The sequence below is a fragment of the Streptomyces sp. NBC_00582 genome (genome assembly GCF_036345155.1).
Taxonomy (GTDB): domain Bacteria; phylum Actinomycetota; class Actinomycetes; order Streptomycetales; family Streptomycetaceae; genus Streptomyces.
Genome location: NZ_CP107772.1, coordinates 3,464,292 through 3,483,797 on the forward strand (window position 1 = coordinate 3,464,292; position 19,506 = coordinate 3,483,797).

13 protein-coding genes are annotated in these 19,506 nt (G+C 71.9%); 3 read left to right on the forward strand and 10 right to left on the reverse strand.

Translation table 11 applies throughout. The annotated features are described in order from the left end of the window. Positions 1-8: 8 nt before the first annotated feature. The 6 genes from OG852_RS15035 to OG852_RS15060 all read right to left on the reverse strand — a co-directional run bounded on the left by OG852_RS15035 (position 9) and on the right by OG852_RS15060 (position 7,797). On the reverse strand, positions 9-857 hold the full coding sequence (locus tag OG852_RS15035) for a GNAT family N-acetyltransferase (protein WP_133917664.1): 849 nt from the start codon (positions 855-857) through the stop codon (positions 9-11). Positions 858-1,206: 349 nt separating this feature from the next. Continuing rightward, positions 1,207-2,364 carry a flavodoxin-dependent (E)-4-hydroxy-3-methylbut-2-enyl-diphosphate synthase gene (gene ispG, locus OG852_RS15040; RefSeq protein WP_330348219.1) on the reverse strand — a complete coding sequence of 386 codons (1,158 nt, stop codon included), beginning with the start codon at positions 2,362-2,364 and terminating at the stop codon, positions 1,207-1,209. 170 nt (positions 2,365-2,534) lie between these two features. Beyond that, positions 2,535-3,839, reverse strand: a complete 1,305-nt coding sequence (locus OG852_RS15045) for a M50 family metallopeptidase (RefSeq protein ID WP_330348220.1) — start codon at positions 3,837-3,839, stop codon at positions 2,535-2,537. After that, the gene (gene dxr / locus OG852_RS15050; RefSeq protein ID WP_330348221.1) at positions 3,836-5,092 is read right to left on the reverse strand and encodes a 1-deoxy-D-xylulose-5-phosphate reductoisomerase; all 1,257 of its coding nucleotides are present in this window, start codon (positions 5,090-5,092) and stop codon (positions 3,836-3,838) included. The genes OG852_RS15045 and dxr overlap by 4 nt, the downstream gene beginning before the upstream one ends. A gap of 280 nt (positions 5,093-5,372) precedes the next feature. Continuing rightward, a complete protein-coding gene (locus OG852_RS15055) occupies positions 5,373-7,310 on the reverse strand; it encodes an acyl-CoA dehydrogenase family protein (protein ID WP_330348222.1) in 1,938 nt (645 codons plus the stop codon). A 121-nt stretch (positions 7,311-7,431) separates the two neighbouring features. Beyond that, positions 7,432-7,797, reverse strand: coding sequence for a hypothetical protein (locus OG852_RS15060; RefSeq protein ID WP_330348223.1), 366 nt, complete (start codon positions 7,795-7,797; stop codon positions 7,432-7,434). Between the two features lie 103 nt (positions 7,798-7,900). Here OG852_RS15060 and OG852_RS15065 point away from each other — a divergent pair, with 103 nt between their 5' ends. From OG852_RS15065 to OG852_RS15075, 3 genes are all read left to right on the forward strand, one after another. Beyond that, the gene (locus OG852_RS15065) at positions 7,901-8,908 is read left to right on the forward strand and encodes a LacI family DNA-binding transcriptional regulator (protein ID WP_133917106.1); all 1,008 of its coding nucleotides are present in this window, start codon (positions 7,901-7,903) and stop codon (positions 8,906-8,908) included. Between the two features lie 88 nt (positions 8,909-8,996). Beyond that, positions 8,997-11,054 carry a glycoside hydrolase family 31 protein gene (locus OG852_RS15070; RefSeq protein WP_330348224.1) on the forward strand — a complete coding sequence of 686 codons (2,058 nt, stop codon included), beginning with the start codon at positions 8,997-8,999 and terminating at the stop codon, positions 11,052-11,054. A 90-nt stretch (positions 11,055-11,144) separates the two neighbouring features. Beyond that, positions 11,145-12,326: a sulfotransferase family protein gene (locus OG852_RS15075; protein ID WP_330348225.1), complete on the forward strand. Its 1,182-nt coding sequence runs from the start codon at positions 11,145-11,147 to the stop codon at positions 12,324-12,326. 33 nt (positions 12,327-12,359) lie between these two features. Here OG852_RS15075 and OG852_RS15080 read toward each other — a convergent pair whose 3' ends face one another. Genes OG852_RS15080 through OG852_RS15095 form a run of 4 tightly spaced genes read right to left on the reverse strand, consistent with a single transcriptional unit; the run spans position 12,360 to position 19,473 of the window. Next, positions 12,360-13,073 (reverse strand): glycoside hydrolase family 12 protein, encoded by a 714-nt coding sequence (locus tag OG852_RS15080; protein WP_133917109.1) that lies wholly within the window; start codon positions 13,071-13,073, stop codon positions 12,360-12,362. Between the two features lie 36 nt (positions 13,074-13,109). Then, a complete protein-coding gene (locus OG852_RS15085) occupies positions 13,110-15,296 on the reverse strand; it encodes a glycosyl hydrolase family 95 catalytic domain-containing protein (RefSeq protein ID WP_330348226.1) in 2,187 nt (728 codons plus the stop codon). Then, complete coding sequence (locus OG852_RS15090) at positions 15,293-17,290, reverse strand: beta-galactosidase (protein ID WP_133917111.1); 1,998 nt, start codon at positions 17,288-17,290, stop codon at positions 15,293-15,295. The genes OG852_RS15085 and OG852_RS15090 overlap by 4 nt, the downstream gene beginning before the upstream one ends. Continuing rightward, on the reverse strand, positions 17,290-19,473 hold the full coding sequence (locus OG852_RS15095; RefSeq protein WP_133917112.1) for an exo-alpha-sialidase: 2,184 nt from the start codon (positions 19,471-19,473) through the stop codon (positions 17,290-17,292). Before OG852_RS15095 ends, OG852_RS15090 begins: the two co-directional genes overlap by 1 nt. Positions 19,474-19,506: the final 33 nt, after the last annotated feature.

Sequence of the window (19,506 nt, forward strand, 5' to 3'; positions counted from 1 at the left end):
CAGGTGCGTCAGAACAGCACGCTCATGAATGCGCCGACCTCCTGGAAGCCGACTCTCCGGTACGTCCTTCTCGCGGGCGTGTTGAAGTCGTTGACGTAGAGGCTGACCACCGGGGCCACGTCCGCGAGGGCGTAGCGCAGGACCGCGGCCATGCCGGGGGCGGCGAAGCCCCTCCCCCGGTACTCCGGGGCGACCCAGACGCCCTGGATCTGGCAGGCCTGCGAAGTGGCGGCGCCGATCTCCGCCTTGAAGACGACCCTGCCGTGTTCGTCGAGGCGGGCGAAGGAGCGGCCGGAGCCGACGAGTTCGGCGACGCGGGCCTGGTAGAGCAGGCCTCCGTCGCCGGCCATCGGGGAGACGCCCACCTCCTCGGTGAACATCGCCACGCACGCCGGCATGATCGTCTCCATCTCGTCCTTGCGGATGCGGCGGACGTAGGGATCCGGGGCGATGTCGGCGGGCATGCGGTCGGCGACCATGAGGGGCTGGTGGGAGCGGACCTCGCGGGCGGGGCCCCAGTGGGGTTCGAGGAGGCGCCAGAGCTGGGCGGTGGAGTCGGCGGGGCCGACGATGGAGGAGCAGCGGCGGCCGGCCCTGCGGGCGCGGTCGGCGAAGGCGCGGACCGCGCGCGGGGTGGCGCAGAGGGGGACGAGGTTGGCGCCCGCGTAGCACAGGGACGTCAGCATGCCGTCCTCGTACCAGCCCCACATCTCGCCGCCGAGCCGCCAGGGGTCGAGGCCCGCGACCTGGACGCGGGAGGTGACGAAGGCGTTGGCCACCGGCTCGCGGTCGAGGACGGCGAGCGCGGCGTCCAGGTCGCTCGGTTCGAGGACCCGGGAGGTGGTCTGGGTCAACACGTACGGGGCCTCACAACTCAGGGCTTCTGATCCCCGCACTGTACCTGCGGAAGCTGAGCGGTGCCGCCCTGCGTCTGCCTTGCCGTCGCTTTGCCGGTGGGCGTCGGCCGCGGTGCCCTCCCCCGGGGGCCGGCGCCCCCGGACCCCCGCTTCGGCCCTGAACGGGCCTCGTCCTCAAACGCCGGACGGGCTGGAAATCACGCACCGGCACCGCGGAGCGTGCCGACTCCCGACGGGCGGGCTGAAGATACGGGCCCGGAACCGCGGAGCGTGCCGCCTCCCGGCGGGCGGGGGCTCCGGGCGGGACGTCCCGGTCGCCGGACGGCGGGCGGGCCGGATGACTCCGGCCTCAGCCCGCGACCGCCACCGAAGGCTCGCCCGAAGCGACTCCCTCGGCCTCCATCTGTTCGGCCAGCTTCATGGCCTCCTCGATGAGGGTCTCGACGATCTTGGACTCGGGGACGGTCTTGATGACCTCGCCCTTGACGAAGATCTGGCCCTTGCCGTTGCCGGAGGCGACCCCGAGGTCGGCCTCGCGGGCCTCGCCGGGGCCGTTCACGACGCAGCCCATGACGGCGACCCGCAGCGGGACCTCCATGCCGGTGAGGCCTGCCGTGACCTCCTCCGCGAGCTTGTAGACGTCGACCTGGGCGCGGCCGCAGGACGGGCAGGAGACGATCTCCAGGCCGCGCTGCTTGAGGTTCAGGGATTCGAGGATCTGGTTTCCGACCTTGACCTCCTCGACCGGCGGGGCCGAGAGGGAGACGCGGATGGTGTCGCCGATGCCCTGGGAGAGGAGCGCGCCGAAGGCGACCGCCGACTTGATCGTGCCCTGGAAGGCCGGCCCCGCCTCGGTGACGCCGAGGTGGAGGGGATAGTCGCACTGCGCGGCGAGCTGACGGTACGCCTCGATCATCACGACCGGGTCGTTGTGCTTGACCGAGATCTTGATGTCCCGGAAGTCGTGCTCCTCGAAGAGGGACGCCTCCCACAGGGCGGACTCGACCAGCGCCTCGGGGGTGGCCTTGCCGTACTTCTGGAGTAGACGGCGGTCCAGCGAACCGGCGTTCACACCGATGCGGATCGGCGTGCCGTGGTCCTTCGCCGCCTTCGCGATCTCCCGGACCTTGTCGTCGAACTGCTTGATGTTCCCCGGGTTCACGCGGACCGCCGCACAGCCCGCCTCGATCGCCGCGAAGACGTACTTCGGCTGGAAGTGGATGTCCGCGATCACCGGGATCTGCGACTTGCGGGCGATCGTCGCGAGCGCGTCCGCGTCGTCCTGCGTCGGACAGGCCACCCGGACGATCTGGCAGCCCGACGCGGTCAGCTCGGCGATCTGCTGCAGCGTCGCGCCGATGTCCGACGTACGGGTCGTCGTCATGGACTGCACCGAGACCGGGGCGTCGCCGCCGACCGCCACACTGCCGACCTGGATCTGCCGGCTCTTCCGGCGCTCGGCAACCCTGGTCGGAACGGACGGCATGCCGAGAGAAATCGCAGTCATCTGCTGTGCAACCCCAAGTCGTGGATCAAGGTCCAGGTCCCGTCGATGGCGGGTTCCAGGCTTTGAGATTACGGCACAGGCCAAGCAGTGAGCACATCACGGCCGCCAAACCCACCCGATGGAAGACGGCCCGGGAGCCAGTGTCCCGGGCCGTTTGGAACGGCGGATGACTACGAGATGCGCACCGGGTTGACCACGTCCGCGATCAGCACCAGGATCGTGAAGCAGACGAAGATCCCGGCCACCACGTACGCCACCGGCATCAACTTCGCCACGTCGAACGGGCCCGGGTCCGGGCGGCGCAGCACGCGCGCGAGGTTGCGGCGCAGCGACTCCCACAGGGCGCCCGCGATGTGCCCGCCGTCGAGCGGGAGCAGCGGGAGCATGTTGAACAGGAACAGGGAGAGGTTGAAGCCGGCGACCACGAACACGGCCATCGCCAGCTGCTGCGAGGCGGGGATGTCCAGCGTGGCGATCTCGCCGGTGACCCGGGCGGCGCCGACGATGCCCATCGGGGAGTCGGGCTCGCGCGGGGCGTCGCCGAAGGTCGCGTTCCACAGGGCGGGGATCTTGCCGGGGAGGGCGACGAGGGAGTCGACCGCGTCGCCGACGTGGTCGGTCATCCAGGTCACGGAGTCGCCGAAGTCCTGCTTGACGACGCCGGTGGCCGCGCTGAAGCCGAGGAAGCCGGCCTTGACGTACTCGCCCTGGACGTAGGCGCCGCTGGAGTCCTTCTTGGCGACCTGGTTGGTGGCGATGGTGGCATGGAGCGTGACGTCCTTGCCGCCGCGTTCGACGACGATCGCCACGGTCTTGCCGGCGCTGTCCCGGATGAGGTCGGAGAGCGTGTCCCACTTGGCGGTGGAGACGCCGTCGAAGGAGACGATCCTGTCGCCCTTCTTCAGCCCCGCCGCCTCGGCCGGGGAGGGCTTGTCGGTGCTCTTGCAGGTGTCGCGGTTCTCGCTCTGCGCGATGACGCAGGGCGAGACGGAGGCGACGTTGGTGGTCTCCTGCTGGATGCCGAAGCCCATGAGAACGGTGAGGAACAGGCCGACCGCGAGGATCAGGTTCATGAAGGGGCCGGCGAACATGACGATGACGCGCTTCCACGGCTTGCGCGTGTAGAACATGCGCTTCTCGTCGCCGGGCTGGAGCTCCTCGAAGGCGGCCGAGCGGGCGTCCTCGATCATGCCGCGCCAGGGGGAGGTGGAACGGGCGGTGACCCGGCCGTCCTCACCGGGCGGGAACATGCCGATCATGCGGATGTAGCCGCCGAGCGGGATGGCCTTGATGCCGTACTCGGTGTCGCCCTTCCGGCGTGACCAGATGGTCGGGCCGAAGCCGACCATGTACTGGGGCACGCGGATGCCGAACATCTTCGCCGTGGACAGGTGGCCCAGCTCGTGCCAGGCGATCGAGAAGAGCAGGCCCACGAAGAAGACCAGAATCCCGAGGATGAACATCAGGGTCGTCATGCACGGGCCTCCGCCGTCTGCGCCGTCAGTTCCTGTGCCCGGGCGCGCGCCCAGGTCTCCGCTTCGAGGACGTCCGACACGGTGAGTGAAGTTCCCGTGGCCGGGGTGCCGTGTTCCTCGACGATCCTGGTCACGGTCTCCATGATCCCGTTGAACGGCAGCGCGCCGGCGCGGAAGGCCTCCACGCACTCCTCGTTGGCGGCATTGAACACCGCCGGGGCCGTCCCGGCGAGCTCGCCCACGTGCCGGGCGAGGTTCACCGAGGGGAAGGCCTCGTTGTCGAGCGGGAAGAACTCCCACGTCGAGGCCGTGCTCCAGTCGAAGGCGGGCGCGGCGTCGGGGACGCGCTGCGGCCAGCCGAGGCCGATGGCGATGGGCCCGCGCATGTCGGGGGGCGTCGCCTGGGCCAGTGTCGATCCGTCCGTGAACTCAACCATCGAGTGGACATACGACTGGGGGTGCACGACCACCTCAATCCGCGAGAAGGGAATGTCGTAGAGGAGGTGGGCCTCGATGACCTCCAGTCCCTTGTTGACGAGGGTCGCGGAGTTGATCGTGATGACCGGGCCCATGGACCAGGTGGGGTGGGCGAGCGCGTCCTCGACGGTGACGTTCGCCAGCTCCGCCTTCGTCCGGCCGCGGAAGGGGCCGCCGGAGGCGGTGACGACCAGTTTGCGGACGTCGGCGCGGGTGCCGGCGGCGAGGGACTGGAAGAGGGCGGCGTGCTCGGAGTCCACCGGGATGATCTGGCCGGGCTTGGCCAGTGCCTTGACCAGCGGGCCGCCGACGATGAGCGACTCCTTGTTGGCGAGCGCGAGGGTGCGGCCCGCCTCCAGGGCGGCGAGGGTGGGGGCGAGGCCGATGGAGCCCGTGATGCCGTTGAGGACGGTGTGGCAGTCGGTGGCGGCGAGCCGGGTGGCCGCGTCCGGTCCGGCGAGGATTTCGGGGAGCGGCTCCGAGGTGCCGTACTCGGCGGCGAGCGCCTCGCGCAGGGCCGGGACGACGTCCTCGCGGGCGACGGCGACGGTCCGCGCCCGCAGCCGGCGGGCCTGCTGGGCGAGGAGGGCGACCCGGCCGCCGTTGGCGGACAGGCCGGTGACCCGGAACCGGTCGGGGTTGCGCAGCACGAGGTCGACGGCCTGGGTGCCGATCGATCCGGTGGCACCGAGGATCACCACGTCCTTGGGGCCGTCACCCGCGACGGGGTCGAAGACGAGGTGCGGGTCGGCGAGGGGGGCTGGACTGTCGCTCATCCCCCCATTGTTGCCTGGCCCGCGACCGGTCACGCCCATGGGTCGCCGGGAGCGGACGGTGTCCTCGGGGTACGTGCCGGGCACCGGTCGGCCGGGGCTGAGGGCTGGAGCTGGAGGTGAGGGCCGGAGCTGGAGCTGGGCACCCCCGTCGGCGCCGACGACGCCCACCGGCCCGACGAGCGTCGGGACGGCCCGCCGGCCCGCGGACACCGTCGGCCGTCCGCGCCGCTGGGCACGGACGGCCGACGGTGTGAGTGGGCCCGTCCGTGCCGCGCGCCGGTCACCTGATGGGGCGGTGGACGTTCTCCCGTGCGCTCGGGCCGGGGGTGGTGTCGGCGATCCAGGGGCCGTCGCCCGAGGGGTCGACGACGCCCTCCTCCAGCCATGTGTGGGTGCCCGCGAGGACGTCCTTGACGACCTTGCGGTCCAGGTCGTCGGTGTTGTTCCACAGGCGGGTGAAGAGTTCGTCGACGCGCAGCCGGGACTGGCGGCAGAACGCGTCGGCGAGCCGGTAGGCCTCGGCGCCGTGTTCGCCGCGGGTGCGCAGGAGTTCGGCCCGGACGCAGGCCGCGCTCATCGCGAACAGTTCCGCGCCGATGTCGACGATCCGGCCGAGGAAGCCCTGCTTGGTCTCCATCCGGCCCTGCCAGCGGGACATGGCGTAGAAGGTGGAGCGGGCGAGCTTGCGGGCGTGCCGTTCGACGAACCGCAGATGCGCGGCGAGGTCGACGCCGCCGTGCCGGAACCCGTTGTACGACGACGGCAGCTGGCCCGGTCCCGCGACCAGTTTGGGCAGCCACTTGGCGTAGAAGACACCGGCGTTGGCGCCCGCCCTGGCCTTGTCCTGGAGGGACTTGTCGGGGTCGATGAGGTCGCCGGCGACGGAGAGGTGGGCGTCGACGGCCTCGCGGGCGATGAGGAGATGCATGATCTCCGTGGAGCCCTCGAAGATGCGGTTGATGCGCAGGTCGCGCAGGAGCTGTTCGGCGGGGACCGCGCGTTCGCCGCGGGCCTTGAGGGACTCGGCCGTCTCGAAGCCGCGGCCGCCGCGGATCTGGATCAGCTCGTCGGCCATCCGCCAGCCCATCTCGGAGGCGAAGAGCTTGGCGAGCGCGCCCTCGATGCGGATGTCGTTGCGGTCCTCGTCGGCCATCTGCGAGGACAGGTCGAGGACGGCCTCCAGGGCGAAGGTGGTGGCGGCGATGAAGCTGATCTTCGCGCCGACCGCCTCGTGGTGGGCGATGGGCTTGCCCCACTGCTCGCGGGCCGTCGACCACTCGCGGGCGATCTTCAGCGACCACTTGCCGGCGGCGACGCAGGACGCGGGCAGGGAGAGCCGGCCGGTGTTGAGGGTGGTGAGGGCGATCTTCAGACCGGCGCCCTCGGGGCCGATGCGGTTCGCGGCGGGCACCCGGACCTGGTGGAAGCGGGTGACGCCGTTCTCGATGCCGCGCAGGCCCATGAAGGCGTTGCGGTTCTCGACGGTGATGCCGGGCGCGTCGCTCTCCACGACGAAGGCGGAGATGCCGCCGGGGTGGCCCTCGCTCTTCGGGACACGGGCCATCACGACCAGGAGGTCGGCGACGACGCCGTTGGTCGTCCACAGCTTGACGCCGTCGAGGACGTAGTCGTCCCCGTCGGGCACCGCGCTGGTGGCGAGACGGGCCGGGTCGGAGCCGACGTCGGGCTCGGTGAGCAGGAAGGCGCTGACGGCGGTGGTGGCGCAGCGCGGCAGGAAGGCCTGCTTCTGCTCGGGGGTGCCGAACATCTTCAGCGGCTGCGGTGCGCCGATCGACTGATGGGCCGAGAGCAGCACGCCGACGGCGGGGCTGGCCGAGCCGACGAGGGCGAGCGCCTTGTTGTAGTACACCTGGGTGAGGCCGAGACCGCCGTACTTGGGGTCGATCTTCATGCCGAGGGCGCCGAGTTCCCTGAGGCCGTTGATCACCTCGTCGGGGATCCTGGCCTCGCGCTCGATCAGCGCTCCGTCGATCTTCGTCTCGCAGAACGCGCGGAGCTTGGTGAGGAACTGTTCGCCGCGCCGGACGGCCTCGTCGGTGGGGAGCGGATGGGGGTGGATCAGGTCGAGGCGGAACCGCCCCAGGAACAGTTCCTTGGCGAAGCTGGGCTTGCGCCAGTCCTGTTCCCGGGCGGCCTCCGCCACCTGGCGTGCCTCACGCTCGGTGACGGTGGGTTTTTTCAGGGGTGGTGCGGACATGAGGCTCACCTCGCCGCGAATCGGGATCATGGACCACATCGGTTACCGATGGGTGCTACTCGATCGTTGGTACCCGATCCGGGACGACCCCGCCACCCTTCGCGTGCCGGTGGGGCCCGTCTCAGCCGATGGTGACGGAGTACGGCGTGGTGTCCAGACAGCCCGTTCCCTTGAAGACCTCGGTGCCGGACTCGATGCCGGAGACGTACGTGTCGTTGCTCAGCAGTTTGCGCCGGACGAGTGCCTGGGTGAAGTCGTCGAGGTTGAGGGTGGCCTTGGTGGTGTTGGCGCGGCGGGCCGCGAGGGCGACGGCGGCGGCGGTCAGGGCCTTCGCTCTCTTCGACGGACGGGGACGGCGGTGCTGCGTGGGGGTCCATCCGGGGGCCGGTGATGCTGACGTAACCCTCGTGGCCCGCCGGGCGGCAAAAGGTTGCCGTACTCTCTCTTCACGTTTTCTTCGCAACAGGTTGTCGAAGCGCTTCGACAACCTATGGACACCCACCTCCGCTGGAGCTACTGTCGAACCACCCTCACCGCCTCTTGTTCACACCGCGCACTGTCGAAGCGCTTCACAAAGCTGGGAGAGCTGGATGGTCACCCTCGCCGAGGTCGCCCAGCACGCCGGAGTCTCGGCGAGCACGGTGAGCTATGTCCTCAGTGGCAAGCGGTCCATCTCCACGGGCACCCGGCAGCGGGTCGAGCAGAGCATCCGCGAGCTGGGCTACCACCCCAACGCGGGCGCGCGGGCGCTGGCCAGCAGCAGGTCGAACATCATCGCGCTGATGATCCCGCTGCGCACCGACATGTATGTGCCGGTGATGATGGAGATCGCCATCGCGGTGGCCACCACGGCCCGCACCCATGGCTACGACGTGCTGCTGCTCACCGGTGAGGAGGGCCCCGACGCGGTGCGCCGGGTCACCGGCAGCGGCCTCGCCGACGCCATGATCCTGATGGACGTGCAGCTCGACGACGAACGGCTGCCCCTGCTGCGGCAGACGGACCAGCCCTCGGTGCTGATCGGGCTGCCCGCCGACACCACCGGCCTGACCTGCGTCGATCTCGACTTCACGGCGACCGGCGCCCTGTGTGTGGAGCATCTGGCGGCGCTCGGCCACCGCGACATCGCTGTCATCGGCGAGGCCCCCGCGGTGTACGAGCGGCACACCGGCTTCGCCGAGCGCACCCTCGACGGACTGCGCTCCCGGGCCCGGGAGCTGGGCCTGCGGCTGCTGCACCGCCCCTGCGAGGGCGGGTACGACGCGATGGCCGTGACCCTGGCCCGCGTCCTCGACGAACGCCCGGGCACGACCGGGTTCGTCGTGCAGAACGAGTCCGCGGTCGAACCCCTGCTCGCGCTGCTGCGCCAGCAGGGCCGGGCCGTCCCCGAGGACGTCTCCGTGGTCGCGATCTGTCCCGAGCAGGTCGCCGTCCAGGCCTCGGTGCGGCTGACCTCCGTCGCCATCCCCGCCCAGGAGATGGGCCGGCACGCCGTGGAGCGTCTCGTGGCCAAGCTCGACGGCCGGCGGACGGACGACGTCGTGCTGCTCGCACCGGAGTTGACGGTCCGGGCGAGCACCGGCCCGGCCGCCTCCTGAGCCACCCCCGCTCACCTTCTTCTCGCTGTTGTGCCACGCCGGGGCACCCCCATGTCCGCACTCCTCCAGGAGCACAGGAGCACGCTTCGTGAATCAGCCTGCCGAAAACCAGACCAGTCAGGGCACGGTCAGCCTCGCGCAGTCGTCCCCCACCGTCGGCACGTTCCGCGAGCGGGACGGCGCGCTGGAGTGGAGCGGCCGTCAGGAGACCCTCCGGATCGAGCCGTGGGGGCCGGACGCGGTCCGGGTCCGCGCCCGGCTCGGCGGTCCCGTGCTCGACGGGCTGCCGGGCGCCCTGCTGGACACGGCGCCGCCGACGCCGTACACGATCAAGACCGAGGACCGGCGCGGGTTGCTGACCGTCGGGGCGCTGACCGTCGAGGTCGACGCCGAGGGCCTGGTCCGCTTCGTACGGACGGACGACGGCGCCGAGGTCCTGGCCGAGGAGCGCGCCCACTTCTGGTGGCCTGGCCCGCGGCTCTACACGGCCGTCGGCAACGGGTACCACCGGCTGGAGCAGCGGTTCGCCGCCTACGAGGACGAGAAGCTGTACGGGCTCGGCCAGCACCAGCACGGGCGGTTCGACCAGAAGGGGCTGGTCCTGGACCTGGTCCAGCGCAACGCCGAGGTCGGCATCCCGGTGCTGACCTCCAGCCGCGGCTACACCCTGCTCTGGAACAACCCGGCGATCGGCCGGGTGGAGCTGGCAGGGAACGGCACGCGCTGGGTGGCCGACTCCGCCCGGCAGATCGACTACTGGATCACGGCGGGCTCCCCGGCCGACGGGCAGCGCCGCTACAGCGCGGTGACGGGCCGCACCCCGATGCTGCCGGAGTGGGCGGCGGGCTTCTGGCAGTGCAAGCTGCGCTACCGCACCCAGGACGAACTCCTCGCCGTGGCCCGGGAGTACGGGCGCCGGGGTCTGCCGATCTCGGCGATCGTCTGCGACTTCTTCCACTGGACGCACCTCGGCGACTGGAAGTTCGACCCGAGGGAGTGGCCCGACCCGGCCGCGCTGGTCCGCGAGTTGGAGGAGCTGGGCATCAAGCTGGTGGTGAGCGTGTGGCCGTCGGTGTCCCCGCTGAGCGAGAACCACGCGGTGATGGAGCAGCGCGGCCACTTCATCGGCACCCAGTACGGGCCGCTGGCGCACGCCGACTGGCCGGACAAGGAGGTCGCCTCCACCGTGCAGGTGGCCTTCTACGACGCGACGAACCCCGGGGCGCGGGAGTTCGTGTGGTCGCGCGTCCGGGACAACTACCTCGCCCCGTACGGGATCACGGCCTTCTGGCTGGACGCCTGCGAGCCGGAGCTGAAGCCGGGCTTCCAGGAGAACCTGCGCTACTGGGCGGGTCCTGGCCTGGAGGTCGGCAACCTCTATCCGGCGGAGAACGCCCGCACCTTCTACGAGGGCCTGCGCGCCGAGGGCGAGGAGGTCGTCACCCTCAACCGCTCGGCGTGGGCGGGCAGTCAGCGCTACGGCGCCGCCCTGTGGTCGGGTGACATCGGCACCGACTTCCCGACCCTGCGCCGCCAGATCGCGGCCGGCCTCAACACCGCGCTGTCGGGGATCCCGTGGTGGAACACGGACATCGGCGGCTTCCACGGCGGCGACCCGGACGACCCGGCGTACCGCGAGGTGATGGTCCGCTGGTTCCAGTTCGGCGCGCTGTCCCCGCTGATGCGGCTGCACGGCTTCCGCGACCCGGGCATGCCGCTCGGCCCCGACATGACCGGCGGCCCGAACGAGGTGTGGTCCTACGGCGAGGAGGCGGGCGCGGTCCTGGAGAAGTACCTGCGGCTGCGCGAGCGCCTGAAGCCGTACGTCCTCGACGTCATGCGTCAGGCCCACGAGGAGGGGCTGCCGCCGATGCGTCCGCTGTTCCTGGAGTTCCCCGACGACCCGGCGTCCTGGTCGGTCGACGACGCCTATCTCTTCGGCCGGGACCTGCTCGTCGTCCCGGTGCTGGAGGCGGGGGCGCGGGACCGCGGGGCGTACCTGCCGGCGGGGGCGCGCTGGACGGACGCGTGGACGGGTGAGACGTACCAGGGCGGCAGGTCCGTGACGGTGGACGCGCCGCTGGACCGGATCCCGCTGTTCCTGCGGGACGGGGCCCGGCTGCCGGTGGCCGAATCCCTCCCGTAACCTCCGAACACCCTTGTGGCAAAGGGGAGTTGGTGGGGTAGTGGGCTGGCGTTCAGCTGCCCCACCCGCCCCACGGAAGGGTGTTCCCCCATGTCCGCACCTCCCCTCGCTCTCTCCCTCGCCAACCTGCTGCTGCGGCCGGGGTTCGCCTCCCGCCGCAGCCCCGACCGGGTCTTCGACCGGCTGGCCGCCTCGGCCGGCCCGGTGGAGGCGGTGTTCTCGGCGGAGTTCCGGTTCCTGCTGCGCCACTGGGCCCGGGACGAGCACCTCACCCCGGTCGGCTGGTGGTCGGCCCAGGGCCATGTGCGCCGGCATCTCACCAACCGCGCCCGGGTCCGGCGGCTGCTCGCCGAGCACCCGGGGATCGCCCGGGAGCCGGTGGAGCGGCCGGTGTTCGTGGTGGGTCTGCCGCGCACCGCGACCACCCTCACCCACGGGGTGCTGTCCCTCTCCGAGCAGCATCGATGTCCCCGCCTCTGGGAGCTGCTCACCCCGGACCTGGAGGGGACCGCACGGCGGCGGAAGCAGGCGGTGGCGGCCGCGCGCGGGCTGGTCGGGGCGATCAACCTCTTCTCGCCGCGCTACCGCGACGTCCATCCGATGACCGCCGAGGGCCCCGAGGAGTGCACCTTCGCGCTTCCGCACACGATCATGCCGCTGTCCCAGGCCCGTATCCCCGCCTACCAGGCGCGTCACTACGAGCGGGACTTCCGGGCCGACTACGCCTACCTCAAGCAGATCTACCAGGTCCTGCAGTACGGCCGCGCGCGCCGCCGCTGGGTGCTGAAGTCGCCGCTGCACACCGAGAACCTGGACGCGCTGTTGTCGGTGTTCCCCGACGCGACGATCGTGTGGACCCATCGTGATCCGGCCGCCGTGGTGCCGTCGTTCTGCAGTCTGATCGAGCACGGCATGGCGATCACCCGGCGCCCGCTGGACCTGCACGCGCTCGGCGCCACCTGGCTGGAGCTGCTCAGCCGCTCGATGACCCGCGGCCTCGCCGCCCGCTCCGTGATCCCCCGCGAGGCGCTGATCGACGTCCCGTACTCCTGGCTGGGCTCAGACCCGGCCGAGGGCGCCCCCAAGCTCTACGACGCCGTCGGCGCCCGCTGGACCGACGCCGACGCGGCCCGGCTGCCCGGGGTCGCGGCCCGCCCGAGGGGCACCCGGCCGCACCGCTACGACCTGGCCCGCTACGGTCTGACCCGTGCCGACGTGGACACCGCGTTCGCGGACTACAACGTGCTGCGGGCCGAGGTCGACCGGGCGTGAGAGCCCCGGCGCCGGCCCCGGCCCGCCGGTCCGTCAGCTGCTGCTGACGGTCAGGTTGTTGGTGACGAAGTCGAGGCCGCCAGAGGACGAGGTGATCTCGTACCCGAACTGCACGTCACCGATGGTCTCGTTGCCGAACCAGCCCTTGGTGTCCTTGATCCACTTCAGGATCGGCAGGATGCTCACGGTGCCCGACGACGAGTCGGACGTGCGCAGGAACGAGAACACCTCGTTCGAGCCGTTGTTGCCCTTGTAGACGGTCCAGGTGTGCCCGCCGAGGGTGACGTTGCCCTGGGAGGTGCCGAGGGGGCCCACGGCACCGTTGTAGTTCACCCAGAGCATGACCTCGTAGTCGTAGTCCGTGTCCCAGATGTCGTACGACGTGTTGTACGCGCCGGACGACGGGACCGTGACGTTGTAGCTGCTGGAGAGCGAACCCAGGGAGGTGATCGTCTTGTTGATCACCTTCTTGGAGTCGGGGTAGGACTTGATCCCGCCGGTGTTGGGGTGGTTGGCCCAGACGCCCCAGTTGGTGCCGGAGTTGGCCCAGACGCACTGGCTGCCGGCTCCGGAGCCCCAGATGTTGTTGTAGAGGGTGTAGCCGTTCAGGGTGGTATTGCCCCACTGGTCGCAGGAGCTCCAGACGGCGGCCGAGGCGGGGGCGGAGGCGAGGCCGACGGTCGCGCCGAGGGCCAGGGTGGGGGCGATCAGGGCCTTGGCGACCCTGCCGAGCGTGCGTGTTGCCATGGTGTCCCTTCCATGGGTGGGGGGAGGTGCGGGGAGCTACCACGTCCCCGTGGTGAGGACGTGTTCTTCGCCGGCGACGAGGTCGAGCGGTTGCGGGTCGCCGGCGGAGGTCCGGACTTCGATGCGGAGGGTGCGGGTGGGCCTGAGGACCGCCGTGGCGCCCCCGGGACCCCAGACGAGGTCGAGTTCGGCTCCGAACCGGGTGCGCAGCCCCCGCAGTTCGCCCGTCGGGAGCGCGGGCGGCGGTGCGGGGAGCAGCACCAGCCGGTCGGGGGTGGAGTGTGCGAGCGCCTCGATCAGCACGGCGGGCAGGGTGTGCGCGGCGTCCGCGTTGTAGACGTCGCGGTGGGGGTAGTGGGAGCTCATCAGCGAGGCGTGGAAGAAGTCGCCGTCCAGGACCCGGTCGAGCGCGTGAGCGACCCGGTGGCCGTCGCGCAGCCGGGCCGCGATCAGGGCGTGGTGGAGATGGCCGTGCGCGGAGTCGTTCTCGGCGCCGCGGAGTTCGAGCGCGCGGTGCGCGGCGGCGGCGAGTTCCGGGGTGTCGTAGGGGGTGATCTCGTCGAGGGGCCAGACGCCGTAGAGGTGGCTGAGGTGGCGGTGGTCGTAGGTGTCGTCGAGGCCGGGCCGGGCCCATTCGGCGAGGGCGCCGTCGGCGTTGACGCGATGCGGGGGCAGACGCTCGGCCAGGGCACCCAGACGGCCGGCCGCGGACGGATGGTAGGCGGCGGCGGTGAGCAGCGCGTGCCGGGCGGCCGAGAGGTCCATGGCCGCGTCGATCGCGCCCCAGCTCGCGCCCGCGGGGCGGTTCTCGGGTGAGTAGGAGGGGACGATGACGAGGCGCCCGTCCTCGTCCTCGTGGGTCAGGAACTCCTCGTAGAAGAGCGCGACCTCGGCGAGGGCGGCGGCGGTGCGCGGGTCGCGGGCTCCCCGGGCCTCGTCGTGGTCGACGAGGGGCTTGAGCAGCCAGTCGGCGCCCGCCGTCCACAGGTGCAGCGGGTACTCGCGGCTGAAGTGGTACGACAGCCCGGACTCGCCGTCGGTGTGGGCGGGCGCGACCGCGCCCCGGGCGCCGAACACCGCGCGGGCGTTCTCCCGCCAGTCGTCGAGCTGGCGGTGGACCAGGGACGCGAGGGCTTCGGTGACCTCGGGGAGGGCGGCGGCCGTGGCGGAGGCGGTCTGCAGGTTGAGGTTGGCGTCGTTGGTGAACGCGCCGGACCAGGCGGTGTCCCAGTCGCCGGTCCACAGGCCGGTCAGCCGGGGCGGGTTGAGGCCGGAGGAGGAGAGCAGATGGTAGCGGCCGGCGGCGAAGAGGCGTTCCAGGAGGGCCGTGCTGCGGGGGCGTTTCAGCAGTTCGGAGCCGGGGAGGGCGCGTTCGTCGGGGTCGGCGCGCAGGTCGAGGGTGACCCGCTCGTAGGCGGTGCGGTGCAGGGCGAGGTGCCGGTCGAGGAGGGCGTCGTAGGAGGACGGCAGGGCGGCGAGGGCGCGCTGCTCGGCGGTGACGTCGAGTTCGCCGGTGTGGCGGCGCACCCGGGTGAGGAGGAGGACGGAGGCGGCGCCGGTGATCCGTACGCCGGGGAGGGTGAGGGAGGCGCTGCCGCCGGTGGCGGCGACGAGGGTGACGCCGGTGTACGCGCGGTCGCTGTCGGGGTAGCGGGCGCGCAGGGTGAGCCGGGCGCCGTGCGGGGTGAGGGCGGTGCCGTGGCCGACGGCGAGGTCGGCGGGGACGCCGGGGAGCCGGTGGTCCAGGGAGACGTCCAGGTCGGAGCCCGCGAGGGTGATGTGCTGGACGATCACGTCGTCGGCGCGGGAGACGAAGACCTTGCTGGTCCGCGCGCCGCAGACGGCGGTGGTCTCGCCGGTGGTGAAGTCGACCGTGCGGCGGTGGCGGTGCGGCTCGGAGGGGGCCGCCGTGCGCAGTCGTACCTGGAAGGCGGGGTGGAAGGGCTGGACCCACTGGAGCGGCCGGTGGTCGGTGAAGTCCTCGGCGGCCGTGAGGTCGCCCGCGAGCAACCGCTCCTGGAGCGCGGCGAGTCCGGCGGCCAGCTCGGGCGGACGGGCGTGTTCGCCGCCGTTGGGACGGACCAGGGTGTGATGGGTGACGACGACACGGTCGTCGTCCGGGTCGCCGAACATGAGGGTGCCGTGGTGGCCGTTGCCGCTGAGGAAGGCGTCCTCCCAGCGGGCGGCGGGGGTGGGTTCCCAGGTGCCGTGCGTGATCGTCATGGCCGCAACACCACCACGCCGTACCGGTCGAGGGTGACGTGATCGGTGATCCGGTCGCCGGTGAGCAGGTCGGTGTGGCTGCCCGGGACGTCGACGGTGACCGGCTCGCGACGGTGGTTGAGGAGGAACAGCAGGTCACCGCGTCGTACCGCTTCGACCCGGTCCGGGAGCCCGTCGAGGACGGGGCGGACGCCCGCCCCGGCGGCGACCCGGGCCAGCAGTCCCCGCAGGGCCTCGGGCTCGGGGAGGGTGGAGACGTACCAGGCGCGGTCGCGGTGGAGGACGGCGGGCAGTCCGTCGAGTTCGCCGCCCTTGTAGACGCTGTCCACGGCCTCGTCCTCGGCCTCCAGCTCCTCCGACCACAGCGTGCCCCGGAAGCCCTCGCACGCGACGGTCTCCCCCGGCTCCAGCGGCCACCACTCGTGCAGGACACGGATGCCGAACAGCTCGCGCAGCCGGGGGTCCATACCGCCGGGGCGGATCCGGTCGTCCTCGTCGGCGACCCCGGTGAGGAAGCCGGAGACCAGGGTGCCGCCGGCGCGGACGAAGGCGAGGAGGTTGTCGACCGCCGCGTCCGTCAGCGCGTACAACTGGGGGACGACCACCAGCCGGTAGCGGGTGAGGTCGTGCGCGGGGTGGGCGAAGTCGGTGGCGAACCCGGCCTCCCACAGGGCGCGGTGCCAGGCGTGGAGTACGGCCGGATGGTCGACGTGGGCGGAGGGGCGGCCGTCCTGGGCGGAGGCCCACCAGGCGTCCCAGTCGTGCAGGATCGCGACGTCGGCGCTGTTGCGACGGCCGGTCACCTCCGGCCCGATCCGCGCGAGTTCCGCGCCGAGCCGTTTGACCTCCTGGAAGGTACGGCCCTGCTCCCCCGCGTGGCCGACCATGCCCGAGTGGAACTTCTCGGCGCCCTGGCGGGACTGGCGCCACTGGAAGTAGCAGACGGCGTCCGCGCCCCGGGCGACCGCCTGGAGGGACCAGAGCCGGTTGAGACCGCGCGGCTTGGGGTGGTTCACCCCACGCCAGTTGACCGGGCCGGCCGCCTGTTCCATCAGCATCCAGGGGCCGCGCGCCTGCGAGCGGGTGAGGTCCTGGACGAGGGCGCCGTGCTGCGCGCCGAGCGGGTCCCTCGGGTCGGGGTAGAGGTCGACGGAGACGACGTCCTCCTCCTCGGCCCAGCGCCAGGCGTCCTGGCCGAAGAACAGCGGCATGAAGTTGGTGGTGACCGGGATGTGCGGGGTGTGCCGGGCGACGATGTCCCGCTCGGCGGTGCAGCACTCCAGGAGCATGTCGGAGGTGAAGCGCCGGAAGTCCAGCACCTGGGCGGGGTTCCTCAGATAGTGCGGGGTGCGCGGCGGCAGGATGCCGTCCCAGCTGTCGTAGCCCTGGCTCCAGAAGGCGGTGCCCCAGGCGGTGTTGAGGGCGTCGAGCGTGCGGTACCTCGCGCGCAGCCAGCGGCGGAAGCGGGCGGCGGCCTCGTCGCCGTGGTCGGCGGTGCAGTACTCGTTGTTGATGTGCCACATGGTCAGCGCCGGGTGGCTCGCGTAACGGGCGGCCAGGGCCTCGGTGATGGCGGCGGCGTGGCTGCGGTAGGCGGCGCTGGAGTGGGAGAAGTGCTGCCGCCCGCCCCACCACTCGGTCCGGCCGTCCTCGGTGACGGGCAGGGTGTCCGGGTGGAGCCGGCCGAGCCAGGGGGGCGGGGAGGAGGTGGGGGTGGCGAGGACGACGCCGACGCCGTGGTCGTGCATCAGGTCCATGAGCCGGTCCAGCCAGCCGAACTCCCGCACCCCCGGCCGGGGTTCGAGCTTCGCCCAGGAGAAGACACCGAGGGTGACGGAGTTGACCCCGGCCTCGCGCATCAGCCGGACGTCCTCCTGCCAGGTCTCCTGCGGCCACTGCTCGGGGTTGTAGTCGCCGCCGAAGAGGATGCGGCCGCGGGTGGCGTCGGCGAGGGTCGGTGTGCGGGCGGGGGCCGGTTCGCCGTCGGCGGGCATCAGACGGGCTCCCCGTACTGGATGCCCCGCCCGTTGGTGGCGAGGTAGACCCGGCCGTACACGCGCGGGTCGCCGGTGATGTTCGCGCCGGTCCAGCCCCACTGGTGCCGGTCGTCGTTGACGCGCACCCAGCTCCTCGCGCCGTCGTCGGAGCGGTAGACGGCGGTGATCGTCTCCGTCGAGCCGACCTGGTAGATCGCCGGATAGTCGGCGCCGTCGGCGGCCTTGCCGAAGCCGAGGGTGTACGAGGCCCAGCAGCTGGTGATCTTCGTGAAGGAGACACCGCCGTCGGTGGACCGGTAGAGCCCGTTCCACTTGGCGGAGAGCCACAGATCACCGGACCGGCCCGGGGCCGCGACCAGCTTGAACTGGCTGTCTCCGGCCGGCAGCCCGGCCGCACGGACCGTGAACGAGCGGCCACTGTCAGTGCTGGCGAGTACGTTTCCCTTGTCGGTGTCGTACGCGTAGAAGAGCGTCGGGTCGGCCGGGTCGGCGACCGGCGTGGCGCCCTTCGGGAAGGAGGAGATCTCGGACCAGGTCGTGCCGTTGTCCGTGGAGCGGTGAGCGGGGTACTTCGTGCCGTCCCAGTGCACGAAGGACCACAGCAGCACACCGCCGTCGGCGTTGGCGGCGATCGGCCCCGGAGCGTCCTTGGCGATGGCGGGCTGTCCCCCGAAGGGCGCCCAGGTCCGCCCACCGTCGTTCGAGAACGCCCCGTTGCCGTGGTCGCCCCACCCGCTGCGGACCACGTACGACGGCCTGGCCGCGGCCTGCGCGAGTCCCGTCGCCGACCCGGACACGGGGTTCGTCGCCATGCCGCGCGACGGAGACGCGGTGAGCCGCTCGTGGTACATCACGCCGATGTCCCCCGAACCGCTCAGCAGGTGTGCCTCCCCGACCGGGGGCGACACCAGCTGGACCACGGACGTCTCCTCCAGGCCGCGGACCTGCGGCGCCCAGTGCCTGAGGTCCCGGGTGCCGTAGAGGGTGGCGCCGGTGCCGTACACGACGTGCTTCGAGTCGTACGGGTCGACGGCCACGGCCTGGATCCACCAGCCGAACTTCGGCTGGTCCTCGCCCCACTTCAGGAAGGGAGTCTCGGATACGTCGAACACCGCCGCGTCCTTGAGGGACGTCCAGGTGCGACCGCCGTCGGTGGTCCGGTACAGGGTGTCGACCGCCGCCCAGCGGTTGTTGGTGGAGACGACGAGGGTGCCGGGACGCCGGGCGTCCACGGCGACGCCTCCGTAGCCGAAGGTGTCGCCGCCTTCCGGCCGGACCGGTGTGACCTCGGTCCAGGTGCCGCTCGTGGTGGCCAGCTTGTGCACGCTGCCGTCGGACTGGCCGTTGGGGCCGGGCGCGTCGGCGTACGTCACGTACAGCTCGCGGGTGTGGCAGTCGTAGGCGGCGCGGATCGGGACCTTGGCGGAGGCTCCGGTCGGCTGCCCCGGGACGGCTTCCCAGGTGCGCCCGTCGCCGGTCCGGTAGAGGCGGGCGGACCCGGCCGTGCCGTCGGAGTCGCCCCAGCCGGCGTAGAGGGTGCGGCCGGCGGCGACGAGGAAGGTGACGCCCTGACCGCCGGCGGTGGGCGCGGCGGGGAAGCCGTCGGCAGCCGCCCAGCCGGCGCCCCGGTCGGTCGACTTGAGCAGCCCGTCGTGCCGGGTGCCCAGCCACAGGGTGTCGCTGTCCCGCGGGTCCACCAGGAGCCGCTCCCCCGTGCCCCGGCCGTCCTCGTTGGCCCCGAGCCTCACCGTGAGGTCGGTGCGGGTCCAGGTGGCGCCGCGGTCCTCGGAACGCAGGATCGCGCCGTTGCCGGCCCAGGACTGGGTGTAGGTGCCGAGGGCGAGGTAGAGGCGGTCCGGGTGGGCGGGGTCGACGGCGATCGCCTCCACGCCGAGGAGGTTCCAGTCGTCCCAGCCGAGGTGGTCGGTGAGGGGCGTCCAGCGGGCCGCTCCGTCGTCCCAGCGGTAGGCGCCGCCGATGTCCGTGCGGGCGTAGGCGAGACCACGGACGGAGGGGTGGAACAGGACACCGGTGACGAAACCGGTGCCGCCGATGACGGCGTTGCGCCAGCGGTAGGCGGGGGTGGCGCCGGTGGCTGCGCGGGCCTGCACCGCCGGAAGGGCGGTGAGCGCGGCGGCGGCCGCGGTGCCGGCGAGGACGGTGCGGCGGGTGACGTGCATGGGGGTACCTCGGGGGGAGTCGGAGGGGTGGGG

Coding starts and splice junctions, on each gene's coding strand:
- ispG (WP_330348219.1), bottom strand. CDS start 2,364: ATGACTGCGATTTCTCTCGGCATGCCGTCCGTTCCGACCAGGGTTGCC.
- OG852_RS15045 (WP_330348220.1), bottom strand. CDS start 3,839: ATGACGACCCTGATGTTCATCCTCGGGATTCTGGTCTTCTTCGTGGGC.
- dxr (WP_330348221.1), bottom strand. CDS start 5,092: ATGAGCGACAGTCCAGCCCCCCTCGCCGACCCGCACCTCGTCTTCGAC.
- OG852_RS15055 (WP_330348222.1), bottom strand. CDS start 7,310: ATGTCCGCACCACCCCTGAAAAAACCCACCGTCACCGAGCGTGAGGCA.
- OG852_RS15065 (WP_133917106.1), top strand. CDS start 7,901: ATGGTCACCCTCGCCGAGGTCGCCCAGCACGCCGGAGTCTCGGCGAGC.
- OG852_RS15075 (WP_330348225.1), top strand. CDS start 11,145: ATGTCCGCACCTCCCCTCGCTCTCTCCCTCGCCAACCTGCTGCTGCGG.
- OG852_RS15080 (WP_133917109.1), bottom strand. CDS start 13,073: ATGGCAACACGCACGCTCGGCAGGGTCGCCAAGGCCCTGATCGCCCCC.
- OG852_RS15085 (WP_330348226.1), bottom strand. CDS start 15,296: ATGACGATCACGCACGGCACCTGGGAACCCACCCCCGCCGCCCGCTGG.
- OG852_RS15090 (WP_133917111.1), bottom strand. CDS start 17,290: ATGCCCGCCGACGGCGAACCGGCCCCCGCCCGCACACCGACCCTCGCC.
- OG852_RS15095 (WP_133917112.1), bottom strand. CDS start 19,473: ATGCACGTCACCCGCCGCACCGTCCTCGCCGGCACCGCGGCCGCCGCC.